This window comes from Flavobacterium erigeronis (assembly GCF_054075165.1).
The window spans coordinates 862,695-879,288 of the sequence record NZ_JBSKGP010000001.1 but is presented as its reverse complement, the minus strand read 5'-3'; the positions used below and the strand labels follow the sequence as shown (position 1 = coordinate 879,288).

At 34.2% G+C, this 16,594-nt stretch carries 14 protein-coding genes and 1 pseudogene; 9 read left to right on the top strand and 6 right to left on the bottom strand.

Features of this window, described 5'->3' with window-relative positions:
• Positions 1 to 23 precede the first annotated feature (23 nt).
• On the bottom strand, positions 24 to 1,883 hold the full coding sequence (locus tag ACWA1F_RS03680; RefSeq protein WP_456891675.1) for a hypothetical protein: 1,860 nt from the start codon (positions 1,881 to 1,883) through the stop codon (positions 24 to 26).
• 2 nt (positions 1,884 to 1,885) lie between these two features.
• Complete coding sequence (locus tag ACWA1F_RS03675; RefSeq protein WP_456891673.1) at positions 1,886 to 2,518, bottom strand: hypothetical protein; 633 nt, start codon at positions 2,516 to 2,518, stop codon at positions 1,886 to 1,888.
• Positions 2,519 to 2,727: 209 nt separating this feature from the next.
• On the opposite strand from ACWA1F_RS03675, the gene hemB reads away from it, so the two are divergent.
• Both hemB and ACWA1F_RS03665 read left to right on the top strand, forming a co-directional pair.
• Positions 2,728 to 3,726: a porphobilinogen synthase gene (hemB, locus tag ACWA1F_RS03670; RefSeq protein ID WP_456891671.1), complete on the top strand. Its 999-nt coding sequence runs from the start codon at positions 2,728 to 2,730 to the stop codon at positions 3,724 to 3,726.
• Positions 3,726 to 4,124, top strand: a complete 399-nt coding sequence (locus tag ACWA1F_RS03665; protein ID WP_456891669.1) for a c-type cytochrome — start codon at positions 3,726 to 3,728, stop codon at positions 4,122 to 4,124. The genes hemB and ACWA1F_RS03665 overlap by 1 nt, the downstream gene beginning before the upstream one ends.
• 68 nt (positions 4,125 to 4,192) lie before the next feature.
• Here the strand turns inward: ACWA1F_RS03665 and ACWA1F_RS03660 are convergent, their stop codons facing one another.
• Positions 4,193 to 6,250 carry a M13 family metallopeptidase gene (locus ACWA1F_RS03660; protein WP_456891667.1) on the bottom strand — a complete coding sequence of 686 codons (2,058 nt, stop codon included), beginning with the start codon at positions 6,248 to 6,250 and terminating at the stop codon, positions 4,193 to 4,195.
• A gap of 228 nt (positions 6,251 to 6,478) precedes the next feature.
• Between ACWA1F_RS03660 and ACWA1F_RS03655 the strand changes: the two genes are divergently transcribed.
• The 4 genes and pseudogenes from ACWA1F_RS03655 (at position 6,479) to tnpA (ending at position 10,604) form a co-directional block, all read left to right on the top strand.
• Positions 6,479 to 7,144: an SCO family protein gene (locus ACWA1F_RS03655; RefSeq protein ID WP_456891666.1), complete on the top strand. Its 666-nt coding sequence runs from the start codon at positions 6,479 to 6,481 to the stop codon at positions 7,142 to 7,144.
• 103 nt (positions 7,145 to 7,247) lie between these two features.
• Entirely contained in the window at positions 7,248 to 7,487 is a 240-nt protein-coding gene (locus ACWA1F_RS03650; protein ID WP_008465698.1) for a FeoA family protein, read from the top strand.
• Positions 7,487 to 9,586, top strand: coding sequence for a ferrous iron transport protein B (gene feoB / locus ACWA1F_RS03645; protein WP_456891663.1), 2,100 nt, complete (start codon positions 7,487 to 7,489; stop codon positions 9,584 to 9,586). Before ACWA1F_RS03650 ends, feoB begins: the two co-directional genes overlap by 1 nt.
• A gap of 553 nt (positions 9,587 to 10,139) precedes the next feature.
• Positions 10,140 to 10,604: pseudogene (gene tnpA / locus ACWA1F_RS03640) on the top strand (IS200/IS605 family transposase).
• A 271-nt stretch (positions 10,605 to 10,875) separates the two neighbouring features.
• Here tnpA and ACWA1F_RS03635 read toward each other — a convergent pair.
• From ACWA1F_RS03635 to ACWA1F_RS03625, 3 genes are all read right to left on the bottom strand, one after another.
• The gene (locus ACWA1F_RS03635) at positions 10,876 to 11,529 is read right to left on the bottom strand and encodes an HD domain-containing protein (RefSeq protein WP_456891661.1); all 654 of its coding nucleotides are present in this window, start codon (positions 11,527 to 11,529) and stop codon (positions 10,876 to 10,878) included.
• 245 nt (positions 11,530 to 11,774) lie between these two features.
• Positions 11,775 to 12,767: an acyl-ACP desaturase gene (locus tag ACWA1F_RS03630; RefSeq protein WP_306153931.1), complete on the bottom strand. Its 993-nt coding sequence runs from the start codon at positions 12,765 to 12,767 to the stop codon at positions 11,775 to 11,777.
• A gap of 45 nt (positions 12,768 to 12,812) precedes the next feature.
• A complete protein-coding gene (locus ACWA1F_RS03625; protein ID WP_456891659.1) occupies positions 12,813 to 13,553 on the bottom strand; it encodes a lysophospholipid acyltransferase family protein in 741 nt (246 codons plus the stop codon).
• A gap of 125 nt (positions 13,554 to 13,678) precedes the next feature.
• Between ACWA1F_RS03625 and rnpA the strand changes: the two genes are divergently transcribed.
• The 3 genes from rnpA to ACWA1F_RS03610 all read left to right on the top strand — a co-directional run bounded on the left by rnpA (position 13,679) and on the right by ACWA1F_RS03610 (position 16,594).
• Positions 13,679 to 14,083 carry a ribonuclease P protein component gene (gene rnpA / locus ACWA1F_RS03620; RefSeq protein WP_456891657.1) on the top strand — a complete coding sequence of 135 codons (405 nt, stop codon included), beginning with the start codon at positions 13,679 to 13,681 and terminating at the stop codon, positions 14,081 to 14,083.
• Between the two features lie 70 nt (positions 14,084 to 14,153).
• A complete protein-coding gene (locus ACWA1F_RS03615) occupies positions 14,154 to 14,954 on the top strand; it encodes a DUF4349 domain-containing protein (RefSeq protein WP_456891655.1) in 801 nt (266 codons plus the stop codon).
• A gap of 2 nt (positions 14,955 to 14,956) precedes the next feature.
• Entirely contained in the window at positions 14,957 to 16,594 is a 1,638-nt protein-coding gene (locus tag ACWA1F_RS03610; protein WP_456891653.1) for a S41 family peptidase, read from the top strand.

The window sequence follows — 16,594 nt, the reverse complement described above, 5'->3', positions numbered from 1 at the left end:
TTCAGGGTTTTTCGTTTTTTAGATTATTTCGTAGTCATTTCGTCGGCTAAATCTAATGTCTGCAAAATGATGTTTTTGTCCGACTTAAAAGAGTTTAGTTTAAAAACGAACTTCAATTTATTATCAATTAGCTTTTTAGGCGATTCAATAGAAACATCTGAAAATTGAGCTGCAATTTTTGCCATTCGATCCAATTCAGAATCTTTGGCTTTTTTACCAAATGTTTTCACTGTTTGCGCAATATCCAGCTTTCCAGAAATGTAATTTTTACTCAAATCTTTCTTGGTGTCTTTCGCAAAAGATCCTTTTCCTGTACCAAAGTAATCTTTTGTATTGGCAACAATAACTACATCTTTGTCTTTGATAATAAATACATTATCATATTCTTGAGTTCCGACAATTGTATAAACATTTCCATTTTGAACCAATACTTTTTTACGAACGCCCAACTGCAATAATTTATCTCCAAAAGTTGGATGTGTCGAAGTAAAAATAAAACCAAATAGCGGAATTTCTTTTTTCACTTTCTCTTCCGTTATTTTTTCTTCGTAATTTTCATCGTAACCATATTTTTTTGTCATTACCTCAACTTCTTTTACATCATATAAAAAAGCGCTCAAATCGCCATCAAAAAGCTTGGCTGTAGCTTCTTCATCGACAATTGTCGATATTAAATCTGTCACGATGCCGATATCTTCTTTGCTCATTTTCGGATTTTGAAATAAGTCTGTCATTAATGACGGGAAGTTTTCAAGCGCAGCCTTTGTATTCGCATGATACGAAATGTACCCTAAAGGCTTTTCAGCTGGGAAATAGTTATAAATATTTTTGTTGATTTTTCGATTACTAATTTTGCTCACCACATCGGCAATTTGCGGAGAATATTCTACAATCTCTTCCATTCTGGCATTATCATTATCAAAGTAAAAATCCAAATTGATGCCTTTTATAAAATTTCCAAAGTTATTCTGCATTGGCAAATATTTGTCATAACCGCCAAATAATGAAAGTGGATAATTATACAACGAATAGAAACTCGAAATAAATCCGCCATAATTTACCCAAGAAGAAATATCTGCCGAAACATTTATTTTCGCAGAAGTTGGCGGTGTAAATCCGTTTTCGAATAATGCCTTTATCATTTCACGCTGTTTCTCGGCCAATTTTTTATCAAACTCGGCTTGCTCTGCAGTATATTCTTCATACGGATTTCCATCGTACAAAGAATCTCTTTCGGCCGTAGCTGGTTCTTCAATTATTACAGCATCATTATATTGCGGTTCCGCAATTTTTGGCGGATTTTCCATATTTGGAACATCGTAAACCGCAGGAGCTTCTACAACCACTGTAGTTTCTTCGTAAGGTTCTACAACCGAAACAGAGTCCATTGCAACAGTAGTTTCAGCTACATCATAAAATTTAGACGGAAGTCTTTTTGTCAATTCGATTACCACCAAATGCGTATCATTCCAAACAAAAGATCTTTTTACTCCGCTTGGTGTAAAAACCGCATATTTTCCGAAATCTTCTATTGTGCCATTTTTATCATTTGCACCTTGTTTTTCAATCAAATATTGCCTAACCGCTTCTTTGCTTCTAACTGGAATTGTTACCTGATAAAAAGGAACCGAATCTAAGAAATTGCCATGAACCGTAATTTTATCATCCAATTTTATAATTGAAGTATACTGGCGAAGATCAAAATCAGGTTTTTTACTCGTATATTTTGTGATAATCGGATGATTTAAAACTTCGTCAAGGCTTACTTTTTTAGAAAGCTGGTTTCCGTTGAACTGCACAAAATAATCGTATTTGTCTGGAACAGTTTGTCCAAAAGAGAAATACGCGGCGAATAGGAAAATTAAGGTGTAAAAATGCTTCATAATTATGGCGTTAATTGGATTGTATTATTCATTAATGTCGATTTTTTAAATACGCTGTACATACTTTGCTTTAAAAAAACCGTTTTCTTATTTTTTGATATTTTACTGTTCGGATTATCTACAGCAGTAATATCTTTATCAAAAGTATAAATCGAAGTAATGCTGGCTTCTTCAAGATCTTTCTTTTTCTTTGGGTCGTTTACCACTTTTTCTGGAACTGGATATGACGCAATTCTTTCGAAAGTTTTGCCGCTTCCGCTAAAGTGAATCTGATCGCGCTGATTGTTTATCGTATTGACAACGGCATTTAAAGCTTTTAAATTGGCATAGTTGAGTTTGATAATGAAAACGTAATTTTGAAAATCGGTTTTTGTCGTTACGTTTGAGATTCCATCAATCTTCAAGGCTTTTTCTTTAAAATCAGTAAGCTTGGCAGTAATTTCCTGTTCGCTCGGAATCTTAACGCCGTCCACTTCTTCTAGAAATATAGCCGATTTAGTCTTAAACCAAGATCGTGAAAAGTCGATCATAAGAGTATATTCGCCACTTTGATCGTCATGGTGTTTGATTCTTTCTGTTATTTCAAAACAGCTTGTCAATAACAGACAACAGCATAAAATGAGAATTTTCTTCATTTTACAAATTTAGCTCAAAAATGTCAGAAATTTTTAGATAATATTAACGGTTTCTGCAAAAGGCTAAAAGTCTAGTTTTGTTCCTTTTTGCTTAACTTTGTAACGCTGTTTTAAAGACAGTTATTCTTCAAAAAAACAAAACAATAACAGTTTTAGAAATTACGATTTCGGCAGAAATCTAAAATCTAAAATTTAAAATCTAAATTTATATGTTCCCATTACACAGAGGCAGAAGATTAAGAGTAAATGAATCTATTCGTTCTTTAGTTCGCGAAACCAGTTTAAGTCCATCCGATTTTATGTTCCCGATGTTTATTGCAGAAGGCGAAAATTATAAAGCTGAAATTCCGTCAATGCCAGGAATTTTTCGCAGATCTATCGACTTAACGGTTGAAGAAGTTAAAGAAATCTATGCTTTGGGAATTCGCGCTGTGAACATCTATGTAAAAGTCAGCGAAAACTTAAAAGACAACACAGGAAAAGAAGCTTGGAATAAAGACGGTTTGATGCAGCAAGCAATTCGCGCAATTAAAGCAGCTTGTCCAGAAATGATTGTAATGCCAGACGTCGCTTTAGATCCGTATTCAATTTACGGTCACGACGGAATCATAAAAAATGGCGATGTTGAAAATGACAGCACGGTTGAAGCATTAGTAAAAATGGCGGTTTCGCATGCAGAAGCTGGTGCCGATTTTGTAGCGCCAAGCGATATGATGGACGGTAGAGTGTTACGCCTTCGCGAAGGTTTGGACGCTGCTGGATTTCAGAATGTTGGAATTATGAGCTATTCTGCTAAATATGCGTCTGCATTTTACGGACCTTTTAGAGATGCTTTAGATTCGGCTCCAAGAGAAGCTGATGTTGTGGTTCCGAAAGATAAAAAAACATACCAAATGGATTATGCCAACCGTATCGAAGCCATCAAAGAAGCTTTGTACGATGTTGAAGAAGGTGCCGATATGGTGATGGTAAAACCTGGAATTGCTTATTTGGATATTGTTCGCGAAGTTAAAAATGCCGTAAATGTTCCTGTAACGGTTTATCACGTTTCTGGTGAATATGCCATGATCAAAGCTGCTGCAGAAAGAGGATGGCTGGATAATGATAAAATTATGATGGAGCAGTTAATGTGCATTAAACGCGCAGGAGCAAGTTTAATTTCTACTTATTTTGCTAAAGAAGCAGCGATACTTTTAAACAATAAATAATGAAAAAAGTATTGTTTTTATCTGCTGTTCTGGCGTTTGCTTCCTGTAAAAAAGAAGGTTCAGAAAGCACCAATTTGGCAACCGAATCTGTTTCTGAAGGAGAATCGGCGAAAGCCAAAACACCTGAAGAATTAGGAAAAGAAATCTTTGAAGGAAGAGGAAATTGCACCGCTTGCCATCAGCCAGATCAAAAGGTAATTGGACCAAGCATTAAAGAAATTGCCAAAATCTACAAAGACAAAAACGGCGATATGGTTACTTTCTTAAAAGGAAACGCAGAACCAATTGTAGATCCGAGCCAGTTTGAGGTTATGAAAACCAATTTTGCGATTACTCAGTCTATGTCTGATGAAGAATTAAAAGCAATCGAAACTTACATCTACAGTCATTTAAAATAATTGACTTTTATTCCATAAAAAAAACGGCACTTTTATCAAGCGCCGTTTTTAGTTTTATATCATTTTGATTACCAGATTTTAACTCGTTTTTCTGGTTCAACATACATTTTATCTCCTTTTTTAATATCAAAAGCTTTGTAGAAAGCATCTACATTCTGAATTGGCACATAAGCTCTGTACATTCCCGGTGAGTGCGGATCTGTTTTCACTTGATTTTTGATTGCTTCGTCTCTAGTTTTTGTTCTCCAAACGGTAGCCCAAGAAATAAAGAAACGCTGTTCTGGTGTAAATCCGTCGATTAAACCTGTATTTCCATGAGCTTTCAAATATAATTGCAATCCATCATAAGCAGCATTGATTCCGCCTAAATCTCCGATGTTTTCACCTAAAGTAAAATGACCGTCAACGTGAATTCCTGGCAAAGGCTCAAGAGCACTGTATTGATTGGCTAAGTCTGTTCCTAGAGCAGTAAATTGTTTCAAGTCTTCTTCTGTCCACCAGTCAACCAAATTTCCTTCTGCGTTGTAACGTGCACCAGAATCATCAAATCCGTGAGAAATCTCGTGTCCGATTACAGCACCAATTCCACCATAATTAACTGCTTCGTCAGCTTGGTAATTATAGAAAGGCGGCTGTAAAATAGCAGCTGGAAATACAATTTCGTTGTAAGACGGATTGTAGTATGCATTTACCGTTTGCGGAGACATATGCCACTCTGTTTTGTCAACTGGTTTGTTTAGTTTTTCAATACCTTTTTGGAAATTCCATGTTGCAACGTTCTTACTATTATCAAAGTACGTTCCCCTTTCGGCAATACTTTTAATTGTTAAAGCAGAATAATCTTTCCATTTGTCTGGATATCCAACTTTTATGGTAATTTTATTTAACTTTTCTATTGCTTTTGCCTTTGTGTCTTTAGACATCCAAGTTAAATTGTTAATACGGTTTTGGTAAGCCGTAATAACATTATGAATCATATCAAGAGCTTTGGTTTTTGCTTCAGCAGGAAAAACTTTCTCTACATACAATTTACCAAGCGCTTCTCCAACACTACGGTTTACAACACCAAGTGCTCTTTCATCTGCAGGAAGCTGTTTAACTGCCCCTCTTAATGTTTTGCTGTAGAAATCGAAATTAGCATCATCAATTGCTGTGGTCAATTTAGTTGCAGCATTGTTTAATAGATCCCATTTTAAATATTCTTTCCATTGTGCCACTTTGTTTTCTTTGAAAACCGTTTCTAAAGCCGTCATGTATTTAGGCTCAGAAACAATTACAGTCTCTAATTTAGTAATTCCTAAACCTGCAAAATATTCATTCCATTTAATGGCTGGAGTTAATTTTTGAAGTTCAGCGATTGTCATTGGGTTATATTGCAAACGACTGTCTCTTCTTTCAACTCTATTAAACCTTGGTTTAGACAATTCTGTTTCAAGAGCTAAAATTTCAGCAGCGCTTTGTTTCGCTTTTTCTGGAGATTCTCCAATAAACTGAAGCATTCTCGCAACATGCAATTCGTATTTTGCACGTTTATCTTTAGAATCTTTATCGTCAGAAGTGTAATAATCTTTATCAGGAAGTCCTAATTGGCTTGGGCCGATATTTACAGAGTTTTTAGAACTGTCTTTATCATCAGCTCCAATGTAAATTCCGAAAAATCCAGCATTTCCTTCTTTTTCCATTTCAACCAAATATTTCTGAAGATCAGCAACACTTTTGATTGCATCGATTTTTTTCAAATAAGGTTTTAATGGCTCGATTCCTTTTTTGTTTCTTCCAATAGAATCTAAGTACGTATTGTATAGATTAATAGCTTTTCCTTGATCGGTATTCGATTTGTACTTCGGATTTTTTGAAGCTTCTTGCAAAACTGCCGTAACATCTTTGTCAGTTTTCTTAATCAGTTCATTAAAACTTCCCCATGTCGTACGATCACTCGGAATTTCTGTTTTTTCTAGCCAAGTTCCATTTACATATTTGAAAAAATCCTGACTTGGGCTAATCTTCGTATCCATATACGAAACGTTGATACCTGGTTCCTTTGGGGCATTTTGAGCTTGGGTTGCAGTAATTGCAAACATTGCAGATATCACACCAAACACAGGTTTAGCAAATTGTTTTTTCATAAAAAATTATAGTTTAAGGGAAAATACAAACATATTGTTATTATTTCAAAAATTGTGTTAAAATTCTAACTGGAAAACTCAAAAAACGAATAAATTTCACAGATCAAAATTTTACACTTGAGGTATTTGTCTACAACTGCCTAGTAAATGTTACAAAAGCCTGTTAAAAAAATATTTCAGTAAAGCTTTTAAAACCTGCTTTTTGTATTTTTGCGCCAAATTATTTTTATGAAATCGCTTCTATATAAATACCGCAAATTCTTTATTGTTCTAATAGTGTTTTCGGTTGTTACCATATCTTTGTTTTATTCTGCTTTAAAACCCAAAAAGACACTTCCAATTTACAATCCCGCTGATGTCAATCCAGAATTGGTAGACAGTACGATTCAATATAAAAGTAAATACCACACCATTGCCGATTTTTCTTTCGTTAACCAAAATGGCGATACTATTACCCAGAAAAACTACGAAGGAAAAATTTATGTTGCCGATTTCTTCTTTACCACCTGCGGATCAATCTGCCCAAAAATGTCAACGAATTTGGTTGATGTTCAAAAAGCAGTTTTAAATAATCCGAAAGTAATGCTGCTTTCTCATACTGTTTTTCCAGAAGTAGACAGTGTTTCGGTTTTAAAAGCTTACGCTATAAAATACGGAGTTGTAGACAGCAAATGGAATCTGGTTACTGGCGATAAAAAAGAAATCTACACCATGGCCAGAAAATCGTATTTGGCTGTTAAACTAGGAAGACCAGATCAGCTTTATGATATGGTGCATACAGAAAATTTTGTTTTGGTCGATCAAAAACGCCGCGTTAGAGGTTTTTATGATGGAACAAATAAAGAAGATGTAAAACGTCTTTTGGAAGACATCGAATTTCTCTCAAACGAGTAAAATCCCTTATTTTTAGAAACATTTAGCATTTCTGGAAGTGTTAAATGCCTTGAAATAAAGAATAATTGCCTACTTTTGCAATCTAAATTCAATCTAAATAAGCTTGCAAAATACAATACACACTCTGAAAAAAGGCGAAAAAGCCATTATCAAAGATTTTGATATCGATCTTATTCCACTTAAATTATTAGAAATGGGTTGTCTGCCTGGCAGCTTAGTTGAATTACTGCAGGTTGCTCCTTTTGGCGATCCTTTATATTTGGATATAAACGGTTCTCATGTTGCAATCCGTATCGAAACCGCTCGTGAAATTGAAGTTGAACTTATCAAAACCAATTTGTAATGAGCGTTCAGAATATCAATGTTTCCCTTATCGGAAATCCAAATACCGGAAAGACTTCTGTTTTTAATCAATTAACGGGACTTAATCAGCAAGTGGGGAATTATCCCGGAATTACCGTTGAGAAAAAGATCGGTTTCTGCAAATTACCTAATAACGTAAAAGCCAATATTCTAGATTTACCAGGAACATACAGTTTGAACGCAAGTTCGATGGACGAAAGTGTGGTAATTGAACTTTTACTGAATAAAAACGACAAATTATATCCAGACGTTGCAGTAGTGGTAACAGATGTTGAAAATCTGAAACGAAATTTACTGATTTACACGCAAATAAAAGACTTAGAAATTCCGACGATTTTGGTCATCAATATGTCAGATCGTATGGAACGCAAAGGAATCTCTTTGGATATTCCCTATTTAGAAGAAAAACTAAAAACTAAGATTGCTTTAGTTAGTTCGCGTAAAGGTTTAGGAATCGATGAATTGAAAGAATTAATTGTTTCTTATAAAAACATTACGCACGAACCGTGTTTAAACGCTTCTGTAATTGATCCTGAATATTTTGAAAAGCTACAACATGCTTTTCCGAATCAATTAATGTACAAATTGTGGTTGGTAATTACCCAAGATGTCAATTTCTCGAATTTGGACCGAAATGAAGTTCGCAGCACTTTTACCAAATCGCATTCAGAATTAAAGCGTTTGCAGCAGAAAGAAACCATCAAAAGATATCAGTTTATTAATGATGTTTTAAAAGAAGGTTTAAAAGTCGATGCTTCAATGGCAAAAGATATCCGCGCTAAATTAGACCGCGTTTTAACGCATAAAGTTTGGGGTTATTTTATCTTTTTTGCGATTTTATTTTTGATTTTCCAATCGATTTTCAGCTGGTCAACCATTCCGATGGACTTCATTGACAGCACATTTGCTTCTTTGAGCAGCTGGGTTGCAGCAGAACTGCCAAGCGGTATTTTAACCGATTTACTTTCGCAGGGAATTATTCCGGGTATTGGCGGCGTTATTATTTTCATACCGCAGATTGCTTTCTTGTTTTTATTTATTTCCATTTTGGAAGAAAGCGGTTATATGAGCCGTGTGGTATTCTTAATGGATAAAATCATGCGTAAGTTTGGACTTTCAGGAAAAAGCGTCGTGCCTTTAATTTCGGGAACTGCCTGCGCGATTCCGGCAATTATGGCAACCAGAAATATTGAAAACTGGAAAGAACGTTTAATCACCATTTTAGTAACGCCATTTACAACTTGTTCGGCAAGGTTACCTGTTTATGCGATTATTATTTCATTGGTAATTCCGAGCAAGCGTATTTTTGGATTTCTAAATGTTCAAGGATTAACGCTAATGGCGCTTTATGTTTTAGGATTTTTTGCTGCAATATTATCGGCATATATTTTAAATAAGGTTTTAAAACTCGAATCAAAAACGTATTTCGTTGTTGAAATGCCAAGCTACAAAATGCCTCTTCTTAAAAATGTTGGTATTAATGTGGTAGAAAAAACAAAAGCATTTATTGTTGGAGCAGGTAAAATCATTTTAGCAATTTCTATTATCTTATGGTTTTTGGCTTCGTACGGACCTGGAAAAGAATTTAATGATGCTGAAACCATCGTAAAAGAAAGATTTGCCAATACCACTTTGGATGAAACGCAGTTTGAAAATGAAGTTAATTCACAAAAACTAGAGAATTCTTATATCGGTTTAATGGGCCGTGCAATCGAGCCAGCAATTCAGCCCTTAGGTTACGACTGGAAAATCGGAATTGCCTTAATCAGTTCGTTTGCAGCGCGTGAAGTTTTTGTTGGAACATTGGCAACCATTTACAGCGTTGGAGATACCGACAACGAATCGACCATAAAAAGCAAAATGCAGGCAGAAGTCCGTCCAGATACCGGCAAAAAAGTATTTGACTTTGCAACGGGTATTTCTTTACTTTTATTTTATGCTTTTGCCATGCAGTGCGCCAGTACATTGGCCATTACAAAAAAAGAAACCAATTCGTGGAAATGGCCTGCAATGCAGTTAATTTTCATGAGCGGATTAGCTTATTTTACTGCTTTAATCGCTTATCAACTATTAAAATAAAAAGTCATGATTCAAGAGATAATTGCCTTTACAATATTAGGATTAGCCGTCGCTTTTTTAGTCAAAAAATATTTCTTTAAATCGAAAAAGAAAAAGGACTGCGGTGATGGAAATTGCGGTTGCAGTTAGGGGTTTTATTTCACGGAGATTCTCAAAATAAACACAAAAGCTTCACAGAGATTTTTTAAATTTCTTTGTGAAGCTTTTTTCTTGAATTTTGTTTTTAAAATTTGTCTTTTATTATTACTCAAAAGTTTTTTCTTGCCTATATCTATGTTTTCAATCTCATATTTTTGAATTGGTAATCTTATAAAGATAATCTTTCGTGGGTGTGACCCTTTCAGGGTCAATATGTCGCGCTAATCATTCTTTTTCTATAAACATATAATCCCTTCGGGATTTTTTGATAAATAAAAAATACAGTATCATGTATTTCTAGAAATCAAACTCCGAAGGAGTTAAATGTTTATAGAAAAAGAATAATCTCCATGATGCAATGACCCTGAAAGGGTCACACAACCACATTTTTACTTACATAACAATTCAAAATAAAATGGCAGGAACATTTTCTCAAATCTACATACAAGTAGTATTTGCAGTAAAAAATAGAAATTCTTTAATTGAAAAATCTTGAAAAGAAGAATTATACAAATACATAACAGGCATTGTTCAGAACAAAGGTCAAAAGATGCTAGCTATAAATGGAACATCTGATCATATTCATTTTTTGATTGGAATGAAGCCAACTTGTGCTTTATCTGATTTGATTAGAGAAATTAAAAAATCATCCAATGCATTTGTAAAGGAAAAGCAATATTCAAAATATGCGTTTCAATGGCAAGAGGGTTATGGCGCTATTTCTTATAGCCATTCTTCTTTAGAAAATGTTATTCGTTATATTGATAATCAGGAAGAGCATCATCGTAAAAGAAGTTTTAAAGAAGAATATCACGATTTCTTAATCAAATATAATATTGAATTTAAAGAAGAATTTTTGTTTGATTGGATCGATGCTTAAAATCTGTTTTACTTTCGAAGAATAAAAAATGTCTTATTATGTTATTTAAAAAACATAAATTAACCTGTTAGTATATTTTCTAAAACTATTTTTGATTTTTAAAATTCATCAACAATGACACAAGAAGATAGAATGGAAATTATACGAGACAATAGAGTCGCTCGATTATTGTGGTTTGCGATTGGTTTTTTCTGCGCTACAATTATTACGTATTTGATAATGAAAAATCACCCTTGAAAGACTGAATACTAAAATCTAAAAACTGAACACTCTATTTCAGCCCTTCCCACTCTGCATAAAACTGAGCGAGGAATGTTTCCATAAAACGATGTCTTTCGGCAGCGATTTCTTTTCCTTTTTCGGTATTCATTTTATCTTTTAGCAGTAAAAGCTTTTCGTAGAAATGATTAATGGTTGGAGCATTGTTCTTTTTATACTCCTCTTTTGTCATATTCGTTACAGGCGCAATTTCCGGATTATATAACGCTCGGTTTTTGAATCCGCCGTAATTGAAAGCTCTTGCAATACCGATTGCTCCAATAGCATCTAGACGATCTGCGTCCTGAACAACATCCAATTCGACTGAAGAGAACTTTCTTTCGAAATTTCCGCCTTTATAAGAGATATTTTCAATGATATTGACAACATGAACAATGATGTCCTCAGAAACATTTTCGGCTTCTAAAAACGCTCTTGCTGTTTTTGGTCCGATCGTTTCATCTCCGTTATGAAATTTACTATCGGCAATGTCGTGCAATAAAGCACCCAATTGTACCACTGTAAGATCACATTCTGTTTCTTTTGCAATCAGAATAGCATTTTTATAAACGCGTTCTATGTGAAACCAATCGTGCCCGCCTTCGGCATCGTTTAGTTTTTCTTTTACAAAAGCAATGGTTTTAATAATCAATTGTGAAGCGTTCATACAGAAGTTTTTACAGTTTATAAAAAATGTTGATTGCCAAAGTTTGAAAAACCTCAACAATCAACAAATATGTTTTTAATTCTATCTAAAGCAACTTTGTTGCTTTTAGGAAAAATTCCAAAATTTAAATTCCAAATTCCAATGTAGAGTGGATTTAGCATGAGATCATTCGACTTCGCTCAGGAGGACAATCTTTGTCACAATACTGAAATTCCAAATTCCAAATTCCAAAAATCTAAAATTAATTAAAGTCTAGCAGGCTCGACCCATTTAAAGATGTGAGATTCTTTAGGGATTACAATTCTCTCAGAGATTTTAGCCATACGCGCTGGTAATTTCATTAAGTAATCACGTGCTTTTTCAGCTTCATCCGTTAGGTTTGTTACTTTATCAATTTCCCATTTGTTGATTAATTTCTGCATGATGTCTACATAGTCATTTGCCGTGTAAACTCCAATACGCTGAGCAGAATCAGAAAACTGTTCGAAAGCAGTACTGATTTTTTGTCCAGATTCTCTTAAAAAGTGAGCTGGCATAACGATTTTCTGTTTCATCATGTATTGAAACGCCAACATCATTTCGCTTGGATCCACTTGGAAAATTCTAGTAACAAATTCGCTATAAGCATGGTGGTGACGCATTTCATCACCAGCAATCATTTTACACATTTTAGACAACTTGTTATCGCCAAATTTTTTAGCCATTTGGGCTACTCTATTGTGCGAAACATAAGTTGCTAATTCTTGGAAACTAGTGTATACAAAGTTTTTGTACGGGTCAGATCCAGTTCCAATATCAAAACCGTCGTTGATCAAATGCTGCGTAGTCATTTCAATTTCACGCATATTCACACGACCAGACAAATACAAGTATTTATTCAAAAGATCTCCGTGGCGGTTTTCTTCACCAGTCCATTGGCGAATCCATTTTGACCAGCCGTTACCGCCATTTTCTACTTGGTTTACACCTTCTACATCCATTAACCAAGACTCATATGTTGGCAACGCTTCTTCTGTGATGGTATCACCTACAAGCGTAACCCAGAAATCGTATGGAAGTTCTTTAGCAATCTCGCGTAATTCTTTCACCTCTTCAAAGAAGTTTTCTCCTTCAGAATTAGGTAGGAAATCAGACGGCTGCCAAATTTTTTCCACCGGAATTAAATACTGTTCAACGAAGCTATCCACGTTTTTTTCCAAAAACTGCATTACTTCTAATCTAATGTTTTTTATAGACATTACTCTTTTCTAATTTGGGACCTTTGCTTTCGCGAAAGCAAAAATCTATTTATACTCGTTTATTCCTTCTTTAACTGCTTTTTCAGTAATCTCCATCAGCTCTTCAAATTTGTAATCTTTAACAGCCAAAGCTGGATGAGCTGTAAACTTCAGATGATTTCCTAAACCAACAGGAAAAAAACCAAATTTTACCATTTTCCAAGAATTATTGATACTTACGGGTACAACGTATGCAGATGGTGCATATTTGCATAAAATTTTTAAACCGCTTTGCGCAAATTCTTTTGGTACTCCCGTTTTACTTCTTGTTCCCTCTGGGAAAATAACGGCCGATCTTGTGTTTTTTTCGATATATTCAGACAAGCCTTTGATAACTGGTATCGCTTGTTTAGGGTCTTTTCGGTCAATTAAGACAGATCCGCCATGTTTCAAATTATAAGAAACACTCGGAATTCCGCTTCCTAACTCCTTCTTACTTACAAATTTACAATGAAAACGTCTAAAGTACCAAATCATTGTAACGATATCGTACATACTTTGGTGGTTTGCCACAAAAATAATCGGCACTCCTTTCGGAACCGTGCCTACGTTTTCTATGGTATATCTTGTTCCAACCAGCCTAGTGCAGGTTAAAAGGCAGAAGTTTAAATAATCAACACTTTTTTTGTGAGCCTGGTAACCAAAAACATTTAAACAAATCCACTGAATTGGATGAAAAACAACCAAACACAAACCAAATAATAAATAGTAAATTACCGATATGGGATAAGAAATAATTTTTTCCATGCTTCAAAAATTAATGCGCAAAAGTAGTAAATATATTTTTAGGCTTATAAAAATTGAAAACAATAACCGTTTTTCTGGTTTAATTGTACCTTTGCACTAAAATTTGCAAATTTTTTCTGAATTAAATGAACTTTACTTACCCTAAAAACGAGCGTTTAAAAAGCAAAACCACCATCGGATTATTATTTTCTGAAGGGAAATCGGTATCTAAATACCCGCTTCGTTTGGTTTACCGTCAAGCGGAAGCAAATTCAGAAGAACAAACCAAAGTTGGCGTTTCTGTTTCCAAGAAATATTTCAAAAAAGCAGTTGATCGAAATTACTTCAAAAGAGTTTTGCGAGAAACTTATCGATTAAACAAACATTTACTTTTGGATAATCTGGATCAACCGTATTCGATTATGCTTTTTTATCAAACCAAAGACCGTTTATCTTACGAAGAAATCAACACCAAAATGGTTCAGCTGTTTGAGAAATTTTCGGCTCAAATCAATAAACCGTTAGATTCTGAAACAAAAACAGAAGCGTAAATTTCAAAACGTAAGATTATTAATCAAGTTAGGCAAAAAAATCGTAGTTTTAGCTCTAAATTGAAATTTTATGCGATATATCTTTTCTTTATTACTGTTTTTAGTTATTACATTATCTGCTTGCAGCAAAGCATCTGATGAAAAAATATATAACAGCGAGGTTTCTGCCATTACAATGTCAGCACCAGCATCAGTAGACGGTCCGCAAACAATTCCTCAAAAAATTATTAAATCTGCTAATCTAAAATTTGAGACAGCTGATATTGAAGAAACATTTCAGCAAATTCAAAAAGCAGTTAAAGAAAATAACGCCACTATACAATCTGACTCTGAAGGCAAAAACAATATTTCGCTTTACAGAACTATAACTGTAAAAGTTCCGAGTCAGAATTTTGATGTTTTTTTACAATCAATTACAAAAGGTGTTTCTTATTTTGATGAAAAGGAAATTTCATCAGAAGATGTTACCGATCAATATATCGATCTTGATTCGAGATTAAAAACAAAACGCAAATTAGAAGAACGTTATATAGAGATTTTAAAAAAGGCAACTAAAGTAAGCGAGATTTTAGAAATTGAAAAACAGATTTCTGAGATAAGAGAAGAAATTGAATCAAAACAGGGCCAGTTAAAATATTTAGAAAGCAGGATTTCAGAGAGCAGAGTTTTTATCAATTTTTACAAACCTATTGCAGAAAAACAAAGCGTAAAAGTTTCGTACGGATCAAAGTTGTTAACCGCCGTAAATTCTGGATTTAATGAATTGTCTGGCTTTTTTATTTGGTTAATCAGCGTTTGGCCGTTTATTATCATATTTTGTGTATTAGCCTATTTTATTAGAAAAAGATTTAAAAGAAGAAAAAAAGAATAATCATGTATCCGTATTTCAAAAAGAAATTTATTATACCAGTCGCTGCGGCGGGAATGTTGTTTGTTGGAACCAGTTTTAAAGAAGATTTTTTTGAAATTGCCAAACAGATCGAAATTTTTACGACTTTGTTTAAAGCTGTAAATACCAATTATGTTGACGAAACCAACCCTGGAGATTTGATGGATAAAGCGATTAAAAGCATGTTGGGAAGCTTGGATCCGTATACGGTTTATTTTAACGAACAGGATGTTGTCAACTTCAAAATCAATAATACTGGAGAATATACTGGAATCGGTGCTTTGATTTCTAGAAAAAAAGATCGCCTGATTGTTCGCGAACCTTATAAAGATTATCCTGCTGACAAAGCCGGACTTAAAGCCGGTGACGAGATAATTCAGATTGGAGACATTATGATTGCCGATTTTAAAGACGATGCTTCTTCTTTATTGAAGGGAACTAAAAACACAAAAATCAACATTAAATATCTTCGTCAAGGAAAACCTTTTACTACTGTTTTGGTTTTGGATGAAGTGGATATTAAATCGGTTCCTTTTTACGGAAAAATTGATGATAAAACGGGTTATATCGTTTTGGCGCATTTTAGCAGAAAAGCTTCTGCCGAAGTGAAAGACGCATTAGAAAAACTAAAAGCTGACGGTGCGAAACAAATTGTTTTGGATTTGAGAGGAAATCCTGGTGGTTTGCTAAACGAAGCTATTGACATCTGTAATTTATTTGTTCCAAAGAATGAAGTAATTGTAACGACTAAATCACGAATTGAAAAACACAATAATACTTATAAAACGCAAAAAGAACCGATTGATACTGAAATTCCGCTAGCGATTTTAGTAAACGGAAGAAGTGCTTCGGCTTCAGAAATTGTTTCTGGTGCGTTGCAAGATTTGGATCGTGCTGTTGTTTTAGGAAGCAGAAGTTTCGGAAAAGGTTTAGTACAGCGTTCTGTTGATCTTACTTACGGAACACAATTGAAAGTAACCATTTCTAGATATTATACGCCTTCTGGAAGATGCATTCAGGCTTTGGATTATGCGCACAAAGACAAAAATGGTGTGGCGCAGAAAACTGATGCTAAAAACTATAATGCTTTTAAAACCAGAAAAGGAAGAACGGTTTATGACGGTGGAGGTGTTTTGCCGGATATCGAACTGGAAGAAGCTAAAACAAGTGCGATTGCAACGGCTTTGATTAAAAATGATGGCGTTTTTGATTATGCAACAACTTATTATTATAAAAATCCAAATCTGGGTGACAAGATTCCAACTTTGACTGATGCTGACTACGCCGCCTTCAAACAATATTTAAAAACGAATAAAATCACTTTTGATACTGAAACTGAAGTGGCTTTGAAAAACACTTTAGCTGCAGCTAAAAAAGAAAAAATAGACGAGACGATTACTGCCGAATATCATCAATTACTGAATGCTTTAGAAAAAAGCGAAACAACTTTACTGGATAAAAACCAAAAAGAAATCAAAAACATGATTTTGGAAGAATTGATTAAAAGATATCAATATCAGGAAGGTTTGTATCAGTATTATCTAAAAAACAATTCAGAAATTAAAAGAGCAGTTAGTGTATTAAATAACCAAACAGAATATAAGACGATTTTAAAAATGTAG